This is a genomic window from Bradyrhizobium sp. WYCCWR15520, from assembly GCF_056174665.1.
In genome coordinates, this window is the sequence record NZ_JBWBWM010000041.1 from 20,731 (window position 1) to 43,156 (window position 22,426).

24 protein-coding genes are annotated in these 22,426 nt (G+C 64.2%); 9 read left to right on the plus strand and 15 right to left on the minus strand.

What is annotated here, in order from left to right:
- The first annotated feature begins 3 nt into the window (after positions 1–3).
- Positions 4–846 (plus strand): carbohydrate ABC transporter permease, encoded by an 843-nt coding sequence (locus AC0QUY_RS34205; RefSeq protein ID WP_371419443.1) that lies wholly within the window; start codon positions 4–6, stop codon positions 844–846.
- Positions 847–849: 3 nt separating this feature from the next.
- On the opposite strand, the gene AC0QUY_RS34210 is transcribed toward AC0QUY_RS34205, so the two are convergent.
- From AC0QUY_RS34210 to AC0QUY_RS34235, 6 genes are all read right to left on the minus strand, one after another.
- Positions 850–1,680 (minus strand): energy transducer TonB, encoded by an 831-nt coding sequence (locus AC0QUY_RS34210; protein ID WP_161849634.1) that lies wholly within the window; start codon positions 1,678–1,680, stop codon positions 850–852.
- A 6-nt stretch (positions 1,681–1,686) separates the two neighbouring features.
- On the minus strand, positions 1,687–2,130 hold the full coding sequence (exbD, locus tag AC0QUY_RS34215) for a TonB system transport protein ExbD (protein ID WP_475390391.1): 444 nt from the start codon (positions 2,128–2,130) through the stop codon (positions 1,687–1,689).
- Positions 2,131–2,146: 16 nt separating this feature from the next.
- Positions 2,147–2,932 (minus strand): tonB-system energizer ExbB, encoded by a 786-nt coding sequence (gene exbB, locus AC0QUY_RS34220; RefSeq protein WP_475390392.1) that lies wholly within the window; start codon positions 2,930–2,932, stop codon positions 2,147–2,149.
- Between the two features lie 31 nt (positions 2,933–2,963).
- The gene (gene hutX, locus AC0QUY_RS34225; protein ID WP_475390393.1) at positions 2,964–3,479 is read right to left on the minus strand and encodes a heme utilization cystosolic carrier protein HutX; all 516 of its coding nucleotides are present in this window, start codon (positions 3,477–3,479) and stop codon (positions 2,964–2,966) included.
- Positions 3,480–3,492: 13 nt separating this feature from the next.
- Positions 3,493–3,828, minus strand: coding sequence for a heme-degrading protein HmuQ (gene hmuQ, locus AC0QUY_RS34230; RefSeq protein ID WP_057839794.1), 336 nt, complete (start codon positions 3,826–3,828; stop codon positions 3,493–3,495).
- 134 nt (positions 3,829–3,962) lie between these two features.
- Complete coding sequence (locus AC0QUY_RS34235; protein ID WP_475390394.1) at positions 3,963–6,314, minus strand: TonB-dependent hemoglobin/transferrin/lactoferrin family receptor; 2,352 nt, start codon at positions 6,312–6,314, stop codon at positions 3,963–3,965.
- A gap of 258 nt (positions 6,315–6,572) precedes the next feature.
- Here AC0QUY_RS34235 and AC0QUY_RS34240 point away from each other — a divergent pair, with 258 nt between their 5' ends.
- The 5 genes from AC0QUY_RS34240 to AC0QUY_RS34260 all read left to right on the plus strand — a co-directional run bounded on the left by AC0QUY_RS34240 (position 6,573) and on the right by AC0QUY_RS34260 (position 11,103).
- Positions 6,573–6,779 carry a hemin uptake protein HemP gene (locus tag AC0QUY_RS34240; RefSeq protein WP_475390395.1) on the plus strand — a complete coding sequence of 69 codons (207 nt, stop codon included), beginning with the start codon at positions 6,573–6,575 and terminating at the stop codon, positions 6,777–6,779.
- Between the two features lie 19 nt (positions 6,780–6,798).
- Complete coding sequence (locus AC0QUY_RS34245) at positions 6,799–7,752, plus strand: heme/hemin ABC transporter substrate-binding protein (protein ID WP_475390396.1); 954 nt, start codon at positions 6,799–6,801, stop codon at positions 7,750–7,752.
- On the plus strand, positions 7,749–8,840 hold the full coding sequence (locus AC0QUY_RS34250) for a FecCD family ABC transporter permease (RefSeq protein WP_475390397.1): 1,092 nt from the start codon (positions 7,749–7,751) through the stop codon (positions 8,838–8,840). The genes AC0QUY_RS34245 and AC0QUY_RS34250 overlap by 4 nt, the downstream gene beginning before the upstream one ends.
- The gene (locus tag AC0QUY_RS34255; RefSeq protein ID WP_475390398.1) at positions 8,837–9,643 is read left to right on the plus strand and encodes a heme ABC transporter ATP-binding protein; all 807 of its coding nucleotides are present in this window, start codon (positions 8,837–8,839) and stop codon (positions 9,641–9,643) included. The genes AC0QUY_RS34250 and AC0QUY_RS34255 overlap by 4 nt, the downstream gene beginning before the upstream one ends.
- Positions 9,644–9,750: 107 nt before the next feature.
- Positions 9,751–11,103, plus strand: coding sequence for an esterase-like activity of phytase family protein (locus AC0QUY_RS34260; protein WP_475390399.1), 1,353 nt, complete (start codon positions 9,751–9,753; stop codon positions 11,101–11,103).
- A gap of 65 nt (positions 11,104–11,168) precedes the next feature.
- On the opposite strand, the gene AC0QUY_RS34265 is transcribed toward AC0QUY_RS34260, so the two are convergent.
- Positions 11,169–12,026: a hypothetical protein gene (locus AC0QUY_RS34265; protein WP_246738398.1), complete on the minus strand. Its 858-nt coding sequence runs from the start codon at positions 12,024–12,026 to the stop codon at positions 11,169–11,171.
- On the opposite strand from AC0QUY_RS34265, the gene AC0QUY_RS34270 reads away from it, so the two are divergent.
- The 3 genes from AC0QUY_RS34270 (at position 11,992) to AC0QUY_RS34280 (ending at position 14,172) form a co-directional block, all read left to right on the plus strand.
- Positions 11,992–12,240 (plus strand): hypothetical protein, encoded by a 249-nt coding sequence (locus AC0QUY_RS34270; protein WP_475390400.1) that lies wholly within the window; start codon positions 11,992–11,994, stop codon positions 12,238–12,240. The two genes, AC0QUY_RS34265 and AC0QUY_RS34270, sit on opposite strands and share 35 nt — an antisense overlap.
- A 68-nt stretch (positions 12,241–12,308) precedes the next feature.
- Entirely contained in the window at positions 12,309–12,884 is a 576-nt protein-coding gene (locus AC0QUY_RS34275) for an alpha-ketoglutarate-dependent dioxygenase AlkB (protein WP_475390401.1), read from the plus strand.
- Positions 12,885–12,933: 49 nt separating this feature from the next.
- Positions 12,934–14,172, plus strand: a complete 1,239-nt coding sequence (locus tag AC0QUY_RS34280; protein ID WP_475390402.1) for a DUF763 domain-containing protein — start codon at positions 12,934–12,936, stop codon at positions 14,170–14,172.
- Between the two features lie 61 nt (positions 14,173–14,233).
- Here AC0QUY_RS34280 and AC0QUY_RS34285 read toward each other — a convergent pair whose 3' ends face one another.
- The 8 genes from AC0QUY_RS34285 to AC0QUY_RS34320 all read right to left on the minus strand — a co-directional run bounded on the left by AC0QUY_RS34285 (position 14,234) and on the right by AC0QUY_RS34320 (position 22,222).
- Positions 14,234–15,916 carry a mucoidy inhibitor MuiA family protein gene (locus AC0QUY_RS34285; protein WP_475390403.1) on the minus strand — a complete coding sequence of 561 codons (1,683 nt, stop codon included), beginning with the start codon at positions 15,914–15,916 and terminating at the stop codon, positions 14,234–14,236.
- A 180-nt stretch (positions 15,917–16,096) separates the two neighbouring features.
- On the minus strand, positions 16,097–17,686 hold the full coding sequence (serA, locus tag AC0QUY_RS34290) for a phosphoglycerate dehydrogenase (protein WP_475390404.1): 1,590 nt from the start codon (positions 17,684–17,686) through the stop codon (positions 16,097–16,099).
- A gap of 36 nt (positions 17,687–17,722) precedes the next feature.
- Positions 17,723–18,466 carry an enhanced serine sensitivity protein SseB C-terminal domain-containing protein gene (locus AC0QUY_RS34295; RefSeq protein WP_475390405.1) on the minus strand — a complete coding sequence of 248 codons (744 nt, stop codon included), beginning with the start codon at positions 18,464–18,466 and terminating at the stop codon, positions 17,723–17,725.
- Positions 18,467–18,532: 66 nt separating this feature from the next.
- Complete coding sequence (locus AC0QUY_RS34300; protein ID WP_161856177.1) at positions 18,533–19,705, minus strand: phosphoserine transaminase; 1,173 nt, start codon at positions 19,703–19,705, stop codon at positions 18,533–18,535.
- A gap of 79 nt (positions 19,706–19,784) precedes the next feature.
- Positions 19,785–19,979, minus strand: a complete 195-nt coding sequence (locus tag AC0QUY_RS34305) for a hypothetical protein (RefSeq protein WP_475390406.1) — start codon at positions 19,977–19,979, stop codon at positions 19,785–19,787.
- A 254-nt stretch (positions 19,980–20,233) separates the two neighbouring features.
- Complete coding sequence (locus AC0QUY_RS34310; RefSeq protein WP_475390407.1) at positions 20,234–20,704, minus strand: GNAT family N-acetyltransferase; 471 nt, start codon at positions 20,702–20,704, stop codon at positions 20,234–20,236.
- Positions 20,705–20,721: 17 nt separating this feature from the next.
- The gene (locus tag AC0QUY_RS34315) at positions 20,722–21,312 is read right to left on the minus strand and encodes a glutathione S-transferase family protein (protein WP_475390408.1); all 591 of its coding nucleotides are present in this window, start codon (positions 21,310–21,312) and stop codon (positions 20,722–20,724) included.
- 82 nt (positions 21,313–21,394) lie between these two features.
- The gene (locus tag AC0QUY_RS34320; protein ID WP_475390409.1) at positions 21,395–22,222 is read right to left on the minus strand and encodes an outer membrane protein; all 828 of its coding nucleotides are present in this window, start codon (positions 22,220–22,222) and stop codon (positions 21,395–21,397) included.
- Positions 22,223–22,426: the final 204 nt, after the last annotated feature.

Sequence of the window (22,426 nt, forward strand, 5' to 3'; positions counted from 1 at the left end):
ACCATGGCGTGGGATTCCCGCGCGCGGCGGGTGATGATGATCTACCTGCCGCTGGCCTGCTTCGTGCTGATCCTGCTGTTCCCGTTCTACTGGATGGCGATCACCTCGTTCAAACCGAACGCGGAGCTTCTGAACTACAAGGAGCACAATCCGTTCTGGATCTCCTCGCCGACGCTGGCGCATATCAAGCACCTTTTGTTCAACACCGCCTATCCGACCTGGCTCAAAACCACGATGTTCGTGGCGATCGGCTCGACCTTCCTGTCGCTGTTCGCGAGCACGCTCGCGGCCTACGCGATCGAGCGCCTGCGTTTCCGCGGCAGCCCTTACGTGGGCCTCGGCATCTACCTCGCCTATCTGGTGCCGCCCTCGATCCTGTTCATTCCGCTCGCCACCGTGATCGTGCAGTTCGGCCTGTTCGACTCGCCGATGGCGCTGATCCTGGTCTATCCGACCTTCCTGGTACCGTTCTGCACCTGGCTCCTGATCGGCTATTTCAAGTCGATTCCCTATGAGCTGGAGGAATGCGCGCTGGTCGACGGCGCGACGCGCTTGCAGATCTTGCGCCGGATCACGCTGCCGCTCGCAGTGCCCGGCCTGATCTCGGCTGGCATCTTCTCCTTCACGCTGTCGTGGAACGAGTTCATCTACGCGCTCGCCTTCATCCAGAGCGGCGCCAACAAGACGGTGCCAGTCGCGATCCTGACCGAACTTGTCACCGGCGACGTCTACCAGTGGGGCGCGCTGATGGCGGGCTCGCTGCTCGGCTCGCTGCCGGTCGCGCTGTTCTATTCGCTGTTCGTGGATTACTACGTGTCGTCGCTGACCGGCGCGGTGAAGGAATAGTGATTAGTGGATCCCGAACGACACCGGCATGGTGAAGCTCATCGAGGCCTGCTTCATATCAGGCGGAAAGGATGGGAAGGGTTGTGCGCGGCGAAGCGTCGCGAGACTCTCCGCATCGAGCGCAGCATGGCCGGTTGATCCGACGAGTTTGCTCGCCATCACCTGACCGGTACGGCTCAGGGTGAAATTTACCCGGCCGACGCCCTGTTTGCCGGCGGCTTTGGCTTCCGGCGGATATTGCTTGAAACGCCGCAGATGGGCGAGGACGAGCTGGTTGTAGGACGCAATCGCCGCTGCTGATGCGCCGGCGCTGGCGGCCGACGCGGCCGGCGCCTGACGTTCCGCTTTCGGAGACGCTGTCGTGCGCGGCGCAGGCGGTGCCTCCGTCGGCTTCTTCGCGTCCACACGGACCACCTTTGGCTTCACCGGCGCCGGCTTTTTCTCGGGCTCGACCTTGGCAGGCTCGGGCTTTGGCGGAGTTGGCTCGGTCTTCTGCTCCGGCGGTGCGACGACTTCGGGCTTTTCCTGCGGCGGCGTCGGCGCGATCTGTTCCTGCACGGCTTCCGCCACGGCCGGCTCCGGCGGTGACGCATCCGCCTGCTGCATCACAGGCCCCGGCGCGAGATCCATCGGCGTCGGCTGCGGCGAGGCGGTAACCGGCGCCATGTCGACCATGATCGCCGGCAGCGAGACGCCGGGCACCGGCCGCTGCGTGCTCCAGTTCATCGCCAGTGCGATCAGCGCGGCATGCGCGGCTACAATTGCGAACGCCGATGCTCCCCAGCGCCGGACGGCGGCCTGGTCGGAGAGATCGTGCAGGGCGAACGCGTTCATCGCAGTTCAACTACGGCCGTCGAGGCCGACCAGCGCGATCTTCAGGTAGCCGGCGTTGCGCAACAGGTTCATCACCTCCATCAGGTCGCCATAGCTGACGGTCTTGTCTGCGCGCAGAAAGATGCGCTCGTTCTTCTCGCCCTTGGTGGCGGCATCGAGGGTCGCGGTCAGCGTATCGCGTGCGATCACGTCCTCGCCGACGGCGACCGAAAGGTCCGGCTTCACGGTGACGAACACCGGCTTGTCCGGCCGCGGCGACGGCTCGACGGCGCTCGCGGGAAGATCGACGCCGAGATCGACGGTTGCGAGCGGCGCCGCGACCATAAAAATGATCAGGAGCACCAGCATCACGTCGATGAACGGCGTGACGTTGATTTCATGGGCCTCGACAAGGTCGTCGCTACCGCCGCGCGCCCGACCACCAACTACGCTACCCAGTTTCGCGCCCATCGTTCACCCTCCTCGCTCACTCGGCAGCGCGCGCGAGACGAAACGAGCCGCGGTCGCCCTCGCGGCTGATCAGCAGCAGCACCATCGCCGAGGCGTCGCCGAGCAGCGCACGATGGGCCGTGATCGTGCGGGTGAGATGATTGTAGATCACGACCGCCGGAATCGCCGCGACGAGACCGAGAGCGGTCGCCAGCAGGGCTTCCGCAATACCCGGCGCGACCACCGCAAGGTTGGTGGTCTTGGCCTCGGAAATGCCGATGAACGAATTCATGATGCCCCAGACCGTGCCGAACAGGCCGACGAACGGCGCGGTGGCGCCGATGGTCGCGAGCACACCGGTGCCGCGCGCGATCTGCCGCGACATCGCCGCCTCGACCCGCTCCAGCCGCAGCGCCACCCGTTCCTCGAGGCCGTCGTCGAAATGGCCGCCGGAGAGGCTGGCCTCGCGCGCGGCTGATAGGATGATCTGCGCCACGGCATCGCGGCCGCCGCGGCTTTCCTGCTCTGCCTTGGCCAGCACCGTGTCGGTTTCCAACATGCTGAGACGCCGCCTGGCAGTCGACGTCTTGCGGCGGATCTCGATGGTTTTTGCCAGCCAGATCGTCCATGTCACGAGCGAGGCGAAGGCGAGCCCGACCATCACCGCCTGCACCACGACGTCCGCATTCACGAACATGTTCCAGGGCGACAGATTGCGTGGCAGCAGCGCGACATCGGTGGCGGCGTACGCCGCCCTCGGCAAGGCTGCCACGCCGGCCGCGCCACACCAACGGATCATAATTTCCAGCACGCTTCGCTGCATGATCGCCTCCCGGGTTGACGATACGGATCGGCTACGCCGCGCGGGCGGGCGCGATCCTCTCGCTAAGCGCGTGAAAGCGCTCCAACTGGTCGCCGCGCAGCGCCCGCGTCTCGTCACGGCCGACGAACACCTTGAACATGATGCCGCCGTCCACATTGACGAACGCTATGAAGGCCGACGACTTGCCCATGAACGGTCGCTCGACAAAGGCGATCGCCGCGCAACGCCCGTGGCGGAGATGGCCGTGCAGCCCCTTCGGCTGCATCAGGTTGAAATAACCGCGGCCAACCTCGCCCGCCGGAATGGCGCCGGTGAACTCGAAGATCGCGTCGTCGGTGTGGACGATCAGCGTCACCTCGCCCCATTGCGCGACATCGTTCATCGCGGCGCCAAATTCGCTGCCGCCGCCGATACGCACCATCGTTTCCGGCATCGCCTCGAGCACGGCACGCGCGGTAACTTTCCGCTCCCGCGCCACGTCCTCGATCACCGCGCCCGGATTCTCCGCCATATGTGCCTTGAGGTCGGCAAGCTCCGTGCTCAACATCGCACCCTCCCCGTTACGCGGCGGCGCTGGACTTGCGCTCGCTCAGGATCACCTCGAAACCTTCGAACTTGGGATGGCCGAGGTAGAGGCTTTCACCGGTCTTGTTGTCGGCGCGGGCATGGGCGCGGCGGAACTCTTCCGATTTGGTCCAGGCTTCGAACGCGGCCTTGTCGACCCACACCGTATGCGACGAATACAGCGTGTGATCCTCGGCGACGGGACCCTTGAGCAGATGAAACTCGACGAAGCCGGCCATGCTGCTGAGATAGGATTCGCGCGTGCGCCAGACGGTCTCGAAGGCCGCTTCGGAGCCAATCTTCACCTGGAACCGGTTCATTGCGATAAACATCTGAAATCTCCTTGCTGGGTTGCTGGGCGCGCCTGGCATACCGTTTGAGTTGGTTGGAAACATGGATGCACCGAAGCCGCGCTGGAGCATCAGCGCGGCCCGGTGCAACTTTGTTGGTTTGTCAGCTCGTCGAACTACACTCCGCCAAAGTGGATCTTCAATCCGGCCTTGTAGACCCTGCCCGGTCCAGGGCTCGACCACAACACGTCGTTCTGCGTGGTGCCATCAACCGAACTGCCGGGGATGGCGTAAGGCCGATAGTACTGGTTCAAGAGATTGTCGATGGAAGCCGAGAACACAATGTCCTTGGTCGCCTTCCAGGTCAGGTACAGATTGACCAGTTCATACCCCGTCGAGGGCAGATAGCCGGCGGGCACGTCGTTGTTGGCGCCGAACGAGGACCATTGCGCGGCCAAGATCAGCCTGCGGTCGAGCAGCCGCACGCCGCCGGTGGTGGTGATCTTGCGCGGCGTGATGGTCGAAAGCCCGATATTGGTCGCGACGTTCTTGCCGCGGATCAGATGGCCGGCAACGCCGACATACCACAGCCCGGCGTCGTACATTGTCTCCGCCTCGATGCCTTCGATTCGGGCCTGCGCAATGTTCTGGTACTGATAGAACCGGTTGAACGTGCCGAAGGGCGGAACCGGAACAGGGCCAAAGGCGACGGCGTCGATGTAGTCGCTGACGTCATTGCGGAACACGTTGACCTTGCCACGGAAGCTGTCATCGGCGGTAAAGATACCGTTATATTTCAGATTGACGCCGGCCTCCTTGTTCTTGCCGACCTCCGGCCGCAGGTTCGGATTGGGCAGGAAGCAGAACAGGCCAACCGTGCCGTCCGCGCAAGTGAAGAACGCCGGACCGCCGCCCGTGGGGTGCGCACCCGAAACCAGGGTCTCCGTGATCGATGGCGCGCGATAGCCTTCAGCATAACTGACATAGGGCGTGAAACCCGCCACCGGTGTCACGCCGATGGTGATCTTCGGCGAGAACCTGTCACCACCGCCACCGGTCGCCACCGTCGGCGAATGCAGGTCGTAGCGGTCGTAACGGATCGCGCTGACGGCCTCGAACCAGGTCGAATAATTCTGCTTCAACTGCGCGAAACCGCCGGAAACGGTGCGCAGGCCACTGGGGGTGGTGATGTTGGAGTTGCCGCGGCGATCGAAGGTGCTCACGTCATCCTGAAAAGCATCGACGCCGAACGTGACCGCGTTGCGCCAATCGCCGACGTTGAACCTCGTCGTATTGTTGACGTCGATCCCGAGCGTATCGAGCACGTACCCCCGCCTGTCGCCGACGCAGCCCGAGATGTTGTTGCCGAACGTGCCGCCACAAAAGACCGTACCGGCGGTGCTGTTATGATAGGTCTTGACCTGGTCGTTGTCGGTACGATTGCCGTACAGCGACATATTCCAGTCCCATAGATTGTCGCTGGGCTTGCTGTACTTCCAGGTCAGCGTTCCCGTGTAGTTCTTGACATCGGAGGCATAGACCGACGAGCCCTGGAACAGCGCGCGCTGCGCCGGGGTCAGCACCGGCCCGCGATTGAACTGGCCGATGCTGTATTGGTAATCCTGGAAGATGCCGCCGAGCTTGATCTCGTGGCCGTCAGCGGGGCGAACGGTGACCTTCATCAGGCCGGCCGCGAGTTCGTTGCCGGAATTACCGATCTCGGTGCCGTTGCCGTCCTTGTAGTTGCCCTGGGTGCGGTACACCGCGCCGCCGAACACATCGACATCGGGAGTGGCACGGACGCCGCCGAAGATCGAGCCGAGGCCGCGAGCATCGTTGGTACCGCCGGAGCCGGTCATGTCGACACCCCAGCGCTCACCCGGGCGCACGACGTCGTCGATGTCCTTGGTGCGGAACGAGACCACGCCGCCGATCGCGCCGGAGCCGTAGATGTTCGCGGTCGGCCCGCGCACGATATCGACGCCGCCGACCAGCTCGGGCTCAAGGAAGAACGAGCCGTTGGCATTGTGGCCGGTGCGCTGATAGTTCTGCCGCGCGCCGTCGACGACGACCGCGACGCGGCCGAAATCCTGCAGGCCGCGGATATTGATGACGGTCGAAGGATCGTCGCCGCGCTCCTGGAACGAAACACCTGGTACGTTGTAGAAGATATCGGACAGACGGTTCGGCTGCAGGCCCTGGATCTGCTCCAGCGTCACCACGCTGACCGGCGCCAGCGCGTCGATCGCACGCTCCTCCGTCTTCGACGCCACTATCGTGAGGGTATCGAGCGATTGCACCGGCCCGGTCCCAATCTGCGCGCGCGCGTTCATCACGGGCGCCGCCACCTGCTGGTCCTGCAAGGGTTTCGCCGATTTGCGTTTCGCCTGCTTCTTCTGCTCGGAGCCGCGCGCGACCGTCTCCGCTTCGAGCACCTGAGTGAACGCCGAGGTTGTTGATAACAACGCAAACGAAAATGCCGACGCGCCCAAAACCAAGGCGCGCGAATGCCTAGCCCCGAAAGCCATACTGCCCCAACCTGTTATTTGTCTCTTGGATCTGGCTGGCGGGCGTCGCGGTGATGCGCGGCTGCTTGCTGGCTACCAATTTTCGCGACCGGGCACCCCCGCACGTATCGCATTCATCTTGGTTACGCCGCGTTGCGGGAACGGTCAATAATGCCACCGGGCACTTTATATCGATTGTAAAGTGCAGCGGTTGGATTGCAGCCCCGCCCAACTGTACAAGCTTAGATCGATTGAATTTTTCGGGGCACCAAACGCGAAATGTCGACAGCAGGGGGAAGCAAGCTCGGAGAAGCCCGAACACAATCGGCAAATGCCGCTGCCGCGACGAGATCTCTCGTTGTCAACGGCAACCGGATCGATAGCCGCGAGCTGTTCGCCGCCGAGCGCGAGATCATCATCGCACATGGTGCGGAGAACTATCGCCTGCGGCTGACGTCGCAGAACAAGCTGATCCTGACCAAGTGACCGACCAGGTAAACCCGAAATGACAATTTGTCGCACACTCGCGGTGTCGGCTGCGGCGGGCTGCTTCCTGCTCGGCGGCGTGGCGCTCGCTGCCGGCATCACCGTGCATGATGCCCGCGACCGCGACGTCACCATCGGCGACTCCGGGCGGATCGTCTCGATCGGCGGCGCAATCACCGAAATTCTCTATGCGCTCGGTTTCGAGGACCGTCTCGCCGGCGTCGACTCGACCAGCCTCTATCCGGCCGCGGCGCTGCGCGACAAGCCGAATGTCGGCTACATGCGCCAGCTTTCCGCCGAGGGCGTGCTCGGTCTTAATCCTTCGCTGGTGCTTGCCGTACAGGGGTCCGGGCCGAAGGAAACCATGGATGTGCTGGACGCCGCCAAGGTGCCGCTGGTGCTGGTGCCCGAGACCTTCTCCGAACAGGGCCTGATCGAGAAGATCAAACTGGTCGGCCACGCCATGGGCGCGGACAAGCAGGCCGAATGCCTAACCGCAGCCGTCTCCGGCGACCTGGCGCAATTGCGCGAGCTGCGCGCCAAGGTGACGAAGCCCGTGCGCGTGATGTTCGTGATGTCGCTTTTGAACGGTCGCGCCATGGCCGCCGGCAAAAACACCGCGGCGAACGAGATCATCGCGCTTGCCGGCGGCGTGAACGCCATCGACGGCTATGAGGGCTACAAGCCCATCAACGACGAGGCGATCGTCGCAGCCAAGCCGGACGTCGTTCTCTCGATCCAGCGCGGCAAGGACTCGCTGGACGCCGAAGCCGTATACGTCCATCCGGGCTTTGCGCTGACCCCGGCTGCGGCCAACAAGGCCTTCATCTCGATGGAAGGCCTCTATCTGCTCGGCTTCGGGCCGCGCACGGCGGCTGCCGCGCGCGATCTCTCGATCAAGCTCTATCCGGCACTGGCGCCGCAGGCGGAGAAGTTTGCGCCGGCGGCGCTGACGGCCAACTGCCGGTCATGACGGTGTTAGCCGGAGCCAGCACGGGGCGGCGCGTCGGATATGCGTTTCGCCCTCCCGCCTCCCTTACCATCGTGTGTCTGCTCGTTGCGCTCGTCGGCACGGCACTGATCGCGCTCACCATGGGCGCTGCCGGAATTCCGCTGGCGCGACTGCCCGCCGCACTCGGCCTGTGGACGGACGCCGCGCCGGCGCCAACGCTGGCGCGCGACCAGCTTGTCGTGTGGTCGATCCGGATTCCGCGGATCGCCGCGGCGACGATGATCGGCGCGCTGCTCGCGGCATCCGGTGCGATCATGCAAGGGCTGTTTCGAAACCCGCTCGCCGATCCCGCGCTGGTCGGCGTTTCCTCCGGCGGCGCACTGGCGGCAGCGGCGGCGATCGTGTTCACCGACAGCCAGATGGGGCAGAGCCTGCGCTTCATGCAGCATCAACTGCTGCCGATCGCGGCGTTTGTGGGTTCGCTGGCGACGACAATCATCCTCTATTCGATCGCCAGCCGCTCGGGACGGACGTCGATCGCGATTTTCCTGCTGGCAGGCATCGCGATTGCTGCCATCGCCAATGCGGGCATCGGGCTTCTGGTATTCATCGCCGACGATCGCCAGTTGCGCGATATCACCTTCTGGATGCTGGGATCGCTGAGCGGAGCGACCTGGCCCAAGGCCACCACGCTGGCGCCGGTGCTGGGGTGTGCGGCCATCGCCTGCGTCTGGATCGCGCGCGGGCTCGACGTGCTGGTGCTCGGCGAGGCTGAGGCGTTTCACAGCGGCGTCGACGTCGAGCGCCTGAAGCGGATTTCGATCGTGCTGGTGTCGGCGATGACCGGCGTTGCCGTCTCCGTCTGCGGCGTCGTCGGCTTTGTCGGCATCGTGGTGCCGCATCTGCTGCGGCTGGTGGTCGGGCCCGCGCATCGACTGCTGCTGCCGGCTTCGATGGTGCTTGGCGCGGTGCTGCTGGTCGGCGCGGATACGATGGCCCGCACCATCGTGGCGCCCGCGGAAATGCCGATCGGTATCCTCACCGCGGCGGTCGGCGCGCCGTTCTTCCTGGGGATGCTGCTGCGTCAGCGCGGACTTGTTTCGCTGTGACCGCCCTTCTCGAAGCGCAGTCGGTCTCGATGGTTGTCGGCGGCGCCACGCTGGTCGACGGTATCGACCTTTGCATCAAGGCGGGCGAGATGGTTGCCATCGTCGGCCCCAACGGCGCCGGCAAATCGACGCTGCTGCGGATGCTGTCCGGCGACCTCTGCCCGACGCGCGGAAAGGTCAGGCTGAAGCAGCGCGACATCCGCCTCTATCCGCCGCGCCTTCTCGCGTTTCACCGCGCGATGCTGTCGCAGCACGTCAACGTCACCTTCCCGTTCACGGTCGAGGAAATCGTCCATATGGGCGCGGGCGATGCCGGCCGCGCCACCGCCCAGCCATTGGTTGACGCGGCGCTCGGCGAGGTCGGGCTAGCGCATTTCAGCCAGCGGCAATTGCCGACGCTTTCCGGCGGCGAGCAGCAGCGCGCGCATTTTGCCCGCGTCCTGGTGCAGCTCGCCAGCGGCGAGGCAAAGCATGGCCCTGGCCTTCTCTTGCTGGATGAGCCGACCTCCAGCCTCGACATGCGCCACCAGGTCGATCTGGTGGAAACAGCGCGGCGGCGAGCGCAGAATGGCACGGCGGTCATCGCCGTGCTGCACGATCTCAATCTGGCCATGCGCTTCGCCGACCGGATCGTGCTGCTGCATCGCGGCCGGCTCGCCGTCGACGGCGGCCGCAGTGAAGCAATCACAGCCGAGACCATCCGCCGGATTTTTGAGGTGGACGTCACGATCGACTATACCGATCAGGGCGTGCCGTTCCTGCTGCCGCAGACGATGCGGCCCGCTGGTCCGCCCACGGCATAACGCGGCAACGCTTATCCAAGGGCGTTACAGGTTCTTCACGGAACTGTCAGCTAATTGTAACAACCGCTCCGCAAGACAGGCGCACCGTCATCCACAGGAGATCCGCCATGCGCGTGTCATTGCTCTGCTCCGTCGCGTCTGTCTTTCTGGCCAGTGCCGCCTTTGCGCAAGGCGAAGGCGAGTTTCCCGCCACGCTGAAAGGCCACGCCGTAATGCCGGCCGAGACCTTCATCGATGCGCCCGCCGACGCGCCGGCCGATCTCAAGACCGCGGGCAAATACACCACCGGCAAGCGCATCGATGCTGCCGGCACCGTGATGGGCAAGTCCTATGAGCGGCCGACCGGCGTCTCGCTGCCGTTCAAGGGCCAGCCGCTGCAGGGCCATTCCGGCATCAAGGTGATGCCGGACGGCACGTTCTGGGTGCTCACCGACAACGGCATGGGCTCGCGCTACAATTCGGCCGATTCGATGCTCTATCTCAACCGCCACAAGATCGACTGGGCCAGCGGCAAGATCGAGCGGCAGGAAACCATCTTCCTGCACGATCCCGACAAGAAGGTGCCGTTCCGCATCCTGCATGAGGACACCGCCAAGCGTTACCTCACCGGCGCCGACTTCGACACCGAAGGTTTTCAGATCGTCGGCGACACCTTCTGGATCGGCGACGAGTTCGGCCCCTACGTGCTGAAGGCCGACAAGACCGGCAAGATCCTGGCGGTGTTCGAGACCACCGCCGACGGCAAGCCGGTGCGCTCGCCGGATCACTGGTCGGTGCAGTCGCCGGCGGCGCCGGGCGCGAGCTACACCACGGTCAACCTGCGCCGCTCCAAGGGCTATGAAGGTTTTGCCGCTTCGAAGGACGGCAAATTCCTCTATGGCCTGCTCGAAGGCCCGCTGTGGGACGCCGAGAAAAAGGACGTCGAAAAGATCGATGGCAAGGAAGCCGCACGTATTCTCGAATTCGACGTCGCGGCGGAAAAATTCACCGGCCGCTTTTGGCAATATGTGTTCGAGCAGAACGGCAACGCCATCGGCGACTTCAACATGATCGACGCGTCAAGCGGCCTGATTATCGAGCGCGACAATGGCGAAGGCACCGCCGACAAGGCCTGCCCGGCCGGCCAGCGCGGCGAGAACTGCTTTCCCGATCTCGCCAAATTCAAGCGCGTCTACAAGGTCGAGCTTTCCGACGCCAATGTCGGCAAGCCGGTGCGCAAGATCGCTTATGTCGACCTGATGAAGATCCGGGATCCCGACAAGAAGGCACGCAGCCCGCTCAATGACGGCGTGCTGACGTTCCCGTTCTTCACCATCGAGAACGTCGATCGCGTCGACGAGACGCATATCATCGTCGGCAACGACAACAATCTGCCGTTCTCCTCCAGCCGCGATCCCAACAAGGCCGACGACAACGAGTTCGTGCTGCTGGAAGTGGCGGAGTTCCTGAAGGCGAAGTGAGCGCCGTCGCCGCCTCACTCCCTCTCCCCGTGAGGAACGGGGAGAGGGAGACAACCCGTTCTGCGCTACGGCAGCACTGTCCTTCGCCGGCTGAGCGCATTCGACCGCTCGATCCATTCCGGCAGTGGCGCACCATCCCGGTGCCGCCCGCCGGCGCAGGCGGCCGCCCAGGCCGCGACAGCACCGAGCAATATCGCGGTCGCTACCGAGAAGGCGAGGATGATGGTGCTGCGCCGCGACCTCGCGATCGCCGTCTTGGCGTTGGCGATCACGCTATCGACCCGCTTTTCCGCATCGGGTGCAGAAAGCCCAGTCAGCGCGCCAACCTGCTGAATGAGATAGGTACGGTCGTCGGCGCTCAAGCCGCTGTGGCTCGAGGTGGTGAGCAGGATGCGGCCGGCTTCGGCGCGCTCGGCGCTGAGATCGGTATTGGGCGCGCGACGGCCGGCGCGAAACAGCCGGTCCAGCTCATAGCTCAACAGCGGTTCGGCCGCGCTCGCCTGCGCGGAGGTGCGCATCGAGGGCGTCCGGCTGATCGTGGCCGCGCCGATCAGGGCGGCGAGAATGGCGCCCATGACGACAGCGAGCGCCCAGGAGCCGAGGCCATGCGCGCCGTCGACGTGCTCGGTTTCCTCCACCGTGGCCGCGCCGACCGGGACACGGCTATGTCCAGCGATGTAGCCGCCGAGGCCGAAGCTGAGCACGGCCTGAATGATCAGGTAAAGTCCGGACAGGATTGCCAGTGCTGCAGAAGCATCGCGCCACGTTGGCGCTGTCGACGTGACGCCGAGGCCAATGGTGACGGCGAACGTCAGCAGCACCGACGAGAGCGCCGTCGCCGCGAACGCCCCCAGCACAATCGGCGACCACTGCAGGAATCGCGGCGCGATGTCGGTGCGCGCCGCGGGCGTGACGTTTTCCATCGGTTTCTCCATGGCGCTAGCGAAGGCCGAAGAACGACAGAATCGCCAGGATCACGACAATGAGGCCGACAAGATAGATGAGACCGTGCATGGTTTCCTCCGTATGCCCTGCCTCCATTTCTCAATCGACAATCTGCCGGAATCGGCAAAGTTCCTCACGCTGACAGGAAAAAGAAGCAATCCACCGCGCGCGATTGCGGTTCAGAACCACTGAGTCCGTTCTTTCATGGGTCGGCTCAATCCCCATATCTGGTCCATGCGAACATTTCCGAGAATACCGGCATGACAGGGCAGCTCGCCCTCTTTGCCGACGAACAGAGCCCGCCGGCAGGCCTGCAATACGTCGCCGAATTCATCGCGCCGGATCTCGAGCGCGAACTCATTGACCGCGTCGCGGCCCTGCCGCTGCAGCCGTTCCAGTTCGGCTCGTTCGAGGGCAAACGGCGGGTTGCGTCGTTCGGATTCCGTTACGATTACACGCTGCAGCGGCTGCAGCCGGCCGAGCCGATCCCAGGCTGGCTTGCACCCCTGATCGAGAAGGTCGAGGCACATGGCGGACCATCGACCCGCATCGGCCAGGTTCTCTGCACCGAATATGACACCGGCGTCGGGATCGGCTGGCATCGGGACAAGCCGCATTTTGATCGGATCTTCGGCCTGTCGCTCGGCGCCTCGTGCAAGTTCCGCTTCCGCCGGCCTGCTGGGGAGAAGTGGCAGCGCTACACGCTCGAGGCAGCGCCGCGCTCGCTCTACATGATATCAGGCGAAGCTCGGCGGGTCTGGGAACACAGCATTCCGGCCGTCGAGGCACCGCGCTATTCGATCACCTTCCGGACGATGGTCGATCGAAAGACCTGACGGCCCGGGCCTGATAAACTACCGCTCGATTGAGATCTCGCAGGAGCCGATGGCAAGACGTACCGGCAGCGCCGACCTCCCCCTGCATGGCGGACGCGTTCCCGCCTGGCTCGGCGTGCGCATGTCCTCGCTCGGCGCCATCATCACGCAAGGCATCGTGCATCATTACGGACGCGATGAATTCCTGCGGCGGCTGTCGCATCCGTTCTGGTTTCAGTCATTCGGCGCGGTCATGGGCATGGACTGGCACTCGTCCGGCATCACCACCAGCGTCATCGGCGCGCTGAAGCGCGGACTGAAGCCGCTGGAGGGCGAGCTTGGCATCCACGTCTGCGGCGGCCGGGGACAACATTCGCGCAAGACGCCCGACGAGCTTCGCCTGCTCGGCGAACGCATTGGCTTCGATGCGCCGCAATTGGTCCGGACCAGCCGACTCGTCGCCAAGGTCGACAGCGCCGCCGTGCAGGACGGTTTCGATCTCTATCTCCACGGCTTCTTCGTCACCGACGACGGCAAATGGACCGTGGTGCAGCAGGGCATGAACGGCGACAAGCGGCAGGCCCGGCGCTACCACTGGCACTCCGAACAGCTCGAAAGTTTTGTCGACGAGCCGCACAGCGCGATCGACGGCCCGGCGCAGGGCGAGATCGTCAACCTCACCGACCGCCGGGCGGAGCGCTCGCGCGCGGCGCAGCTTGAATTGCTGGGCGAGATGGGCCCGGCTCGCATCGTCCATGAGCTCGCCGCGATCGAGCGCAACGAGCCGGCGCAAGCCCTGCTGCCGCATCTCGTCATGCCCGCGCACCATGACGTCCGATCAAGTGACGTGTTCAGCCGCCGCCTGCACGGCACGCTGGCAGCGGCGGCCGAGCGCGGGCCGGTCGATTTTCCGGAATTGCTGCTGACGCCCGGCGTCGGGCTGCGCACCGTTCGTTCGCTCGCCATGGTCGCCGAAGTCGTCCATGGCGCACCGTACCGTTTCGCCGATCCCGCCCGCTTCTCGCTGGCGCATGGCGGCAAGGACCGCCATCCCTACCCCGTACCGATCAAGGTCTACGATGAGACCATTCGCGTGCTGAAGTCAGCGGTACAAAATGCAAAACTCGGCCGCGACGAAGAGATGCAGGCCTTGAAGCGGCTCGATGACCAGTCACGCCGGCTCGAACGTTCGGCGCAGGGGCCGTCGCTCGACACGTTCATTGCGGGCGAGCGCGCCGCTTCGCCAGCGCTAGACGGCCGCTCGGTGTTTGGATGGGAAGCGGAGTTGAATGCGGCCAAGCGCAAATGAGCACGGACGCTTCCTCTCCCTCTCCCCGTGAAGAACGGGGAGAGGGAGAGACGCCGCCGCCCTACCCCGCCGGCACCATCACGACGCCCTTGTCCTTGGGCCAGCGTATCCGCCAGGCGAAGTTGATGTCCCTCACCTCGCCTGCCTTGGCCTCAAACGCCCATTCCAGCACGCCGCGCCGATCGCGCACATTGGTCGCGGAGGGCGGCGTCGTGGAGGACAGCATCTCGACCTGGATCTCCTCGTTCTCGCTGACCGGCAACTGGTCCTCGATCGCGATCCGGATCGGGAAATCATGGCCGTTGCGCACCGTGGTTTTGAACGCGCGCTCGTCGGTCTTCGAGGTCGTCACGATCAGACCGGCGGAGCCCTCGTTGCGCTTGAGGACGTTGCGTTCGATCTTGATCTTGTCGTCGGCGCCGAAGCCGAGCCGCACGGTCTCGTCCTTGGCCGCAGCAGCCATCTGGCCGCGGCCGACGAAGACGCCGTCGCGATAGATCGAAACGCGTCCGGACAATAGCGGCGCATCCTCATTCTGCTTGAAGCTCGCTTCGAGGAACGCGGTCGGATCCCTCACCGGCGCGGCGCGCACCGCGAGATCGGGCGTGATGGTCGCGGTGGAGACGCGCAGGCTCTTGGCGCCCTCGCTGGCGCCGACGGAGACGCGGCCCGGAATTTTGAACACCACCTGGAAGCCGCTGACGTCAGCCGTGGCCTGCTGCTCGTCGGCCCGCTCCCGCACCTCCGCCATTTTGCCCCCGAGGGGTTCCGCGATCCTCGGCGCAGGCGCCGCATCGCGGAATCGCATCCCCTGCTCCACTACGCCGCTCGCCGACGCCTGAGGCCGCGGCAGTTGCGGATACTGCACGATCAGCGAATTGAGTTCGGGCGCGTTGCCGCCGCGCGCCGTGCGCACGGTGGAAACGGCGAGCGCGACATTCGACCAATCCTCGCCGGTGTTTTGCGTGATTTCGGCGCGGCGCACCAGTTCGAGCGCCGGCTTGCGATCCTTGGCGCCAGTGTCGAGCCGGGCGTCGTAGAGCGGCGTCCAGCGCGCATTGCGCACCGCATAGGTCACCCGCAGCGTCGCCTTGGTGGCGGCGGCGGCCGCAAGTTCGATCCGCACCTCAAGCTTGTTCGGCGGCTTCTGCGCCTTGTCCTGTTCAAGCCGCGCGATTTCACGGTCGAGTTCGCGCTGCTTGCGCTGGGCGTCGCGGATCGCGGCATCGGCGCTGGCGATTTCGTCGCCGACCGCGGCAAAGGCCGTGCGCCATTCGGAGATCGGCCGCGCCTCACCCTTGTCGCCGATGCCGGCCGGCGAAGTATCCGCAAAACGTTCGGCGAATTTGCGCCGGGCGGTCGCCGCATCGATCGCGCCTTGCAGATTGGCGCGCTCGTCCTTCAGCGTCTCGATGCGCTTGTCGAGTTCGGGCAGGTTCACCGGCGGCGCCGCGCGCGGCGATTTGGCATCGATCGCGCCGATCGTAAGCTTTGCGCCGGCCTCACCCTCGACCCGCAGCGAGGACGGGTCCAGCGTCAGCGGGAAATCCTTGAGGACGGCGGAATTCTCGCCGGCCAGCAGGTCGACCGTGATGAGGCGCGTGACGCTGGCGCCGTCGGGGTAGACAGTCACGGCGTCTACCGCCGAACTGGCGGCCACGTCAGCCGCGCGCACCCCGCCTGCGGCAAACGCCGCCAGCACGGCGACGCTCGCCGTCAAAAAACCGTTCGCTTTCAATCTCATGGATTTCTCTCCTGAACCGTTCGCCCGATGGCGACGCGCAAGCAATGCCATCACCCCGGTCATGAGACGCGGCAAGCGAGAGACCGGTTCGATTGAGATTTGAGGCTTCCATGCGGCTTCGCCGCGGCAGGACCGCGGCGAAGAGTAACTCCCCCTCCGAGAGGGAAGGACCGACGCGGCCTAGAACACCAGCGCCTTTGCCTGCTTCACCTGCGGCAGCGCCTGCACCTTGCTCAGCACGTCAGCGGGTACAGGACCGTCGATCTCGACCAGCGCGATGGCGTCGCCGCCCTGCTTGGTGCGGCCGAGATGGAAGGTAGCGATGTTGATCTGGGCCGCGCCGAGCAGGCTGGCGAAGCTGCCGATGAAGCCGGGCTTGTCCTCGTTGGTGACGTAGATCATCGATTTGCCGAATTCGGCATCGACCCGGATGCCTTTGATGTCGACCAGCCGCGGCTTGCCGTCATGATAGACAGTGCCGGACACCGAGCGTTCCTGCCGTTCGGTGGTGACGGTCACGGTGATCAGGCTTTCATAGTCGCTCTGCGCCGCGCGCACGATTTCGTCCACCACCATGCCGCGCTCCTTCGCAACAACAGGCGCGGAGACCACGTTGACCTCGCCCAGCATCGGCCGCAGCAGGCCCGACAGCACCGCCGAGGTGATCGCCTTGATCTTCATCTCGGCGACGTGCCCCTCATAGGTGATCTCGGTCTTCAGGATCCCGCTCTCGGTGAGCTGGCCGGCGAACGAGCCGAGCTTCTCGGCGAGCTCGATGAACGGCTTCAGCTTCGGCGCTTCCTCCGCCGTGATCGAGGGGAAGTTCACCGCGTTCGAGATCGCGCCGGTCAGCAGATAGTCCGACATCTGCTCGGCGACCTGCAGCGCGACGTTCTCCTGCGCTTCCGTGGTGGAGGCGCCGAGATGCGGCGTGCAGATCACGTTGGGATGGCCAAACAGCACGTTCTTGGTGGCGGGCTCCTCGACGAACACGTCAAAGGCTGCGCCCGCGACATGCTTGGAATTCAGCGCGTCGAGCAGCGCCTGCTCATCGACCAGACCGCCGCGGGCGCAGTTGATGATGCGAACGCCTTTCTTCATTTTCGCAATCGCCGCCGCGTCGATGATGTTCCTGGTCTTCTCGGTCAGCGGCGTGTGCAGCGTGATGAAATCGGCACGCTTGAGCAGTTCATCGAGTTCGACCTTCTCGACGCCGATGTCCTTGGCGCGCTCGGGCGACAGGAACGGATCGAACGCGACCACCTTCATGCGCAGGCCGAGCGCGCGGTCAGCGGCGATCGTGCCGATATTGCCGCAGCCGATCACGCCCAGCGTCTTGCCGGTGATCTCGACGCCCATGAAGCGGTTCTTCTCCCACTTGCCGGCCTGGGTAGAGGCATCGGCCTGCGGAATTTCGCGCGCCAGCGCCAGCATCAGCGTGATCGCGTGTTCCGCGGTCGTGATCGAATTGCCGAACGGCGTATTCATCACGATGATGCCCTTGGCGGTGGCTGCGGGTATCTCGACATTGTCGACGCCGATGCCGGCGCGGCCGATCACCTTGAGCTTGGTCGCCTTGTCGATGATCTTCGCGGTCGCTTTCGTCGCCGAGCGGATCGCAAGGCCGTCGTAATTGCCGATGATCTCGGCGAGCTTGTCCTTGTCCTTGCCGAGATTGGGCTGGAAGTCGACCTCGACGCCGCGATCCCTGAAGATCTGCACGGCTGCGGGGGAGAGCGCGTCGGAAATGAGAACTTTGGGTTTGGTCATGGGATTTCTGCCTGAAGTGTCCTGAGGAAGCCGCCATTAGACGGCGGTGATCGAAATTCCAGTACGTAGTGTGGAGGCGAGCGAACTGCCCTCGAGTGGCACGGCGTCGAGTATTCTCCCCCCGAGAATATCGTCCGTGAGCGCGCGGCCGATCGCGTCCTGAACGTCCTGCCACGCGCCCGAGTGATCGATGCCGAGCATCCAGCTTTGTTCGTTGTTGCCCGGCAGCATCGCCAGCATCAGCCAGGCGCCCTGCACCGTTTTGACGGCGCTGAGTTCGCGGGCCAGCGCAGCGATCAGGTCGACGGGGATTTCCCTGGGATGACCCAGCAGCACCTGCTCGGATTTCTCCGTAACGATGGTCCGCGGGCGATCGTCGAACTCGCCGGCCAGCAAACGCTTCACTTCAGCCGGCGTGAATTCCTTGCCGTAGTCCGAGCCTGGGTTGAGCAGGAACGGTGCATCGGGATAACGCTCGAACAGATCGCGCGTCCGGTCCGGCGCGGCGATGTGATCGCCGCTGAACCAGATGCGCGCCCGCGACGGCGAAGTGAAGAACGGGATCAGCCTTTCCTCGCCGCGCATCGCGTTCGGCAGCGCCAATTTGGCGCCTTGGGGTATCGTGACCTTGCCGTCGGGCCCCGGAACGATCGGGCGGTCGGGCACCAGCACGACGAAGATCTGTGCATCCATCAGCGCGCGCGCGAAGCCGGGCCGCTCGGCCGGCTCGGCCGATGCACGCATCAGCAAACGCTCGATATCGTTCTCGGGCTCGAACATGGAATGGCCTGTGGAGATGTTGCCGTGCGGAAAATCCGCACGGCCGAACTACACGTCGCCTTAACGTCAAGCTGCCTTGGGCAGTGCCGCCTTGGTCTCGGCGAACGCCCAGTCGATCCACTGCGTCAGCAGCGCGACATCGGAGGCTTCCACGGTGGCGCCGCACCAGATCCGCAGGCCTGCCGGCGCATCGCGGTAGTAGGCGAAGTCGTAACCGGCGGCTTCCTTCTCCACCAGCGCGACGAGTTTCTTGGAAAACTCCGCCTGCGCGTCCGCATTGAGGGAGGTGATCGCGGGATCGACGAACTTCAGGCACACCGACGTGTTGGAGCGGATCGACGGATCCTTCGCCAGGAAATCGATCCACGGCGTCTTCGCCTTCCAGTCCGACAGCACCTTGGTGTTGGCGTCGGCGCGCGCGATCAGGGCCTTGAGGCCGCCGATCGATTTCGCCCAGTTCAGCGCATCGAGATAATCCTCGACGCACAGCATCGACGGCGTGTTGATGGTCTCGCCCTCGAAGATGCCCTGGTTGAGCTTGCCGCCCTTGGTCAGACGGAAGATCTTCGGCAGCGGCCAGGCCGGCTTGTAGGTCTCGAGCCGCTCCACCGCGCGCGGCGAGAGGATCAGCATGCCATGCGCGGCCTCGCCGCCCAGCGCCTTCTGCCAGGAGAAGGTGACCACATCGAGCTTTGCGAAATCGAGCGGCTGCGCGAAAGCGGCCGAGGTCGCATCGCAAATCGTGAGGCCTTCACGCTTCGCGCTGATCCAGTCGGCGTTCGGCACGCGCACGCCCGAGGTGGTGCCGTTCCAGGTGAAGACGATGTCGGAAGCCTGATCGACCTTGCTCAGGTCGGGAAGATCGCCATACCCGGCATGCAGCTTGGTGACGTCCTTCAGTTTCAATTCCTTGACGATGTCGCTGACCCAGCCCTCGCCGAAGGATTCCCAGGCGATGGTGGTGACGGGCCGCGCGCCGAGCAGCGACCACAGCGCCATTTCGACCGCGCCGGTATCCGACGCCGGCACGATGCCGATCTTGTAATCGGCCGGCACCTCAAGCACTTCGCGCGTCAGTTCGATCGCGAGCTTGAGCTTGCTCTTGCCGATCTTCGCACGATGCGAGCGGCCGAGGGCTGCGTCCTTGAGATTTTGGGGGTTCCAGCCGGGGCGCTTGGCACAGGGGCCGGAAGAAAAATGCGGCACGTTCGGCCGCGAAGCGGGCTTCGCTACGGTCATCATCTATCCTTCCAGATAGTAAGCCTCCCGTTGGGGGGAGGTGTCCCGCCGCGGTCATTAGGGGAATCGGGCCCGATCGTCAAGGAACTTCGGGATCTTCACGTTCGATTGATGTGGGCTCGTCCGCGCCGGGAGCCGGTTCGTGCTGCAAAAGTTCAGCCGCATCGGTGACCAGTTTGGCGGCCTCCCGCCGGCTCGAAACCTTCAAAATACTGGTCTCTCCGGCCTGCACGATGTACTCGCTTCCAATCCGTACAATCGAATATTTTTTCATCGGAAATCCCCAAGCTGCCCAAGCCCCATGGGAGACGTCGGCATAGCGGAGACGTTCCGGTCCGTAAAATCACGGACGTACGCGTAGTTTATCGGTTGTTAACCGGATCGCAGAGCTAGGACTACCTCAGGCATTCGTCGCTCATGCGCTTCAACTGCAGTTGGCTGACCTTTATTCCGACGCGTTTTCTTCGCGCGAAGATTCCACCCCCGGATCAAGTCCGAGGGCACGCTCGCTCGAAAACGCGATGGCGATCAAAATCGCAACGTCATGCCGACATGGCTGCGCGCGAAGCCCAATCGCTCGTAAAACCGCTGCGCATCGACACGGGTGTGATGCGTCAGCAGTTCGAGCAGCTTGCATTCCCTCGCGCGCGCTTCCACCACTGCCCATTGCACCATCTGCTCGCCGATGCCGCGGCTGCGGCAGCGGCTGGCAACGCGGACATCCTCGATCAGGCCGCGCGAGGCGCCCTGCGAGCTCAGCCCTGGCAGAATGCATAGTTGCAGGCAGCCGACCACCGTGCCCTCGCCGTCCTCGGCGACGACGAGGAGAATGTTCGGATCGCGCTGCACTTTTGCAAATGCAGTGAAATAGGATTGCGGCAGCGGGTTTTCGATCCGCTCGCGGGGCCCGCCGAGCGGATCGTCCGCCAGCATGGCGACGATGGTGCCGACGTCCTCGCGACGCGCGGGGCGAATGGTGATCTCCGAGATGGCAGACATGGCAATTTCCGGTGAAGTTAGCGCGCCGGCGGCAGGCCGAGGAATTTTTCGGTTGCCCCGATCCAGCGGCGCACCGCGGCATAGCCGTCGAGATGGAAGCCGCCCTCATGCGCCACGCGCGTATAGGCCAGCAGCGAAACGTCAGCCAGCGTGACGGCGTCCCCGACCAGAAACGGCGTCAGCGCAAGCTGATGCTCCATCCGCGCCAGCGCTGCATAACCGCGCTTGACCTTTTCGGGATCGAGGTCGGAGACCGGCTTCTTCAGGTAGAACATCTGGAAGCGGCACACCGCGATATAGGGCTCGTGACTGTACTGTTCCCAGAACAGCCACTCGTCCATCTTGCCTTCTGCGAACGCGTCCGCGGGGATCAGGCCGGAACCGCGGGCGAGGTAACGGATGATGGCGTTGGATTGCGCCAGCGTGCGGCCGTCGTCGAGTTCGACCGTCGGCACCTGGCCGGCGCCGTTGAGCTTGAGAAATTCCGCTGTCCGCGTCTCGCCCTTGAGCGTATCGACCGCGACCCAAGTGTAGGGCAGCGCGAGATGATCGCACACCCACTTCACCTTCAGGCAGTTTCCGGAATTGGTGTCGCCGTAGACCTTCATGCGTCGCCCCTTGTTAGGGCGGCAGTGCAACAGGCGGCGGCAATTCTGTCAACGGCGCCGGAGCGGCGCCGCCATCACGCAATCAAAACTTGTAGCCGAGACCGGCGCGGACCGTGTTGATGGTGGTATCGACCTTCGAGGTGAACCGGAGATATTCCCACTCGGCGCGCAGGAAGAGGCCCGCGTACAGCATCACGTCAACGCCGACACCGCCAGCGAAGCCGGTGATGAAATGAGCGTTGGCGTTGTCGGTCAGGTTACCGCTTCCCTGGTAGTCGGGAAGCGGTGGAACGGCCGCGCCGACATATTCATAGTAAGCGGAATAGGATGCCCAGCGATTGATATTCGCCCGCCCCATTGCAATGCCGGCAAAGCCATAGGGCAGAAAGTTGTCGATCGCGTATCCGCCGCGCACCCGCAGCGAGCCATAGTCGGTGACCTTCATCGTAGCGGCCGAGGCGACGGCAGCGGTGGTCACGTAGTTGGTCGGAAACTGAAACGAGCGGGCTTGCGAGCCCATGTTGGACCCAAAGAAATTGCCGTGGGTATAGTTCAGCTCGATGCCGACGACGGCTTCGGTCCACTGCCAGTTATAGCCGACGAACCCGCCATAGCCGCTGTTCTGCATATGGGCCTTGCCGAGCAACGGCCACTTCGAGATGTCGAACTCCGCTTCGATATCGAGATTGTTCATGAGCTTGGCGAGCAGGTCCTGGGCGGAATTGGTGAAGTCCATGTCCGCGGCGCCGTGAGAAGCGTGGGCGCCGACATAGGCGCCGCTCCAGTTGACGCTGCTTCTGCTCAGCCCCTCGGTGAAGCTGCCGCGTAGAAAAGGAAGGTCCGGCATATCGGCCGCCTGCGCGCCGCTTACCGCCCCACACATCACAGCCACCAACAACAATCGACGCATCGCAACGCTCCATTCCCACACTCTGAACTTGACGCTGATCATCGCCTGTTAACCTTAACCAATCGTTGTTGCGCCCTGCGATTGGCGCATTCTTGCCGAAAAGCAGTCGAAGATTTTTCGCGCGCGCCTTCCGCATCGCCATGCGAGCCAAAAGCAAAACGGCGCGGGAGATACCCCGCGCCGTTCGGCAGTCGTTAACGAATG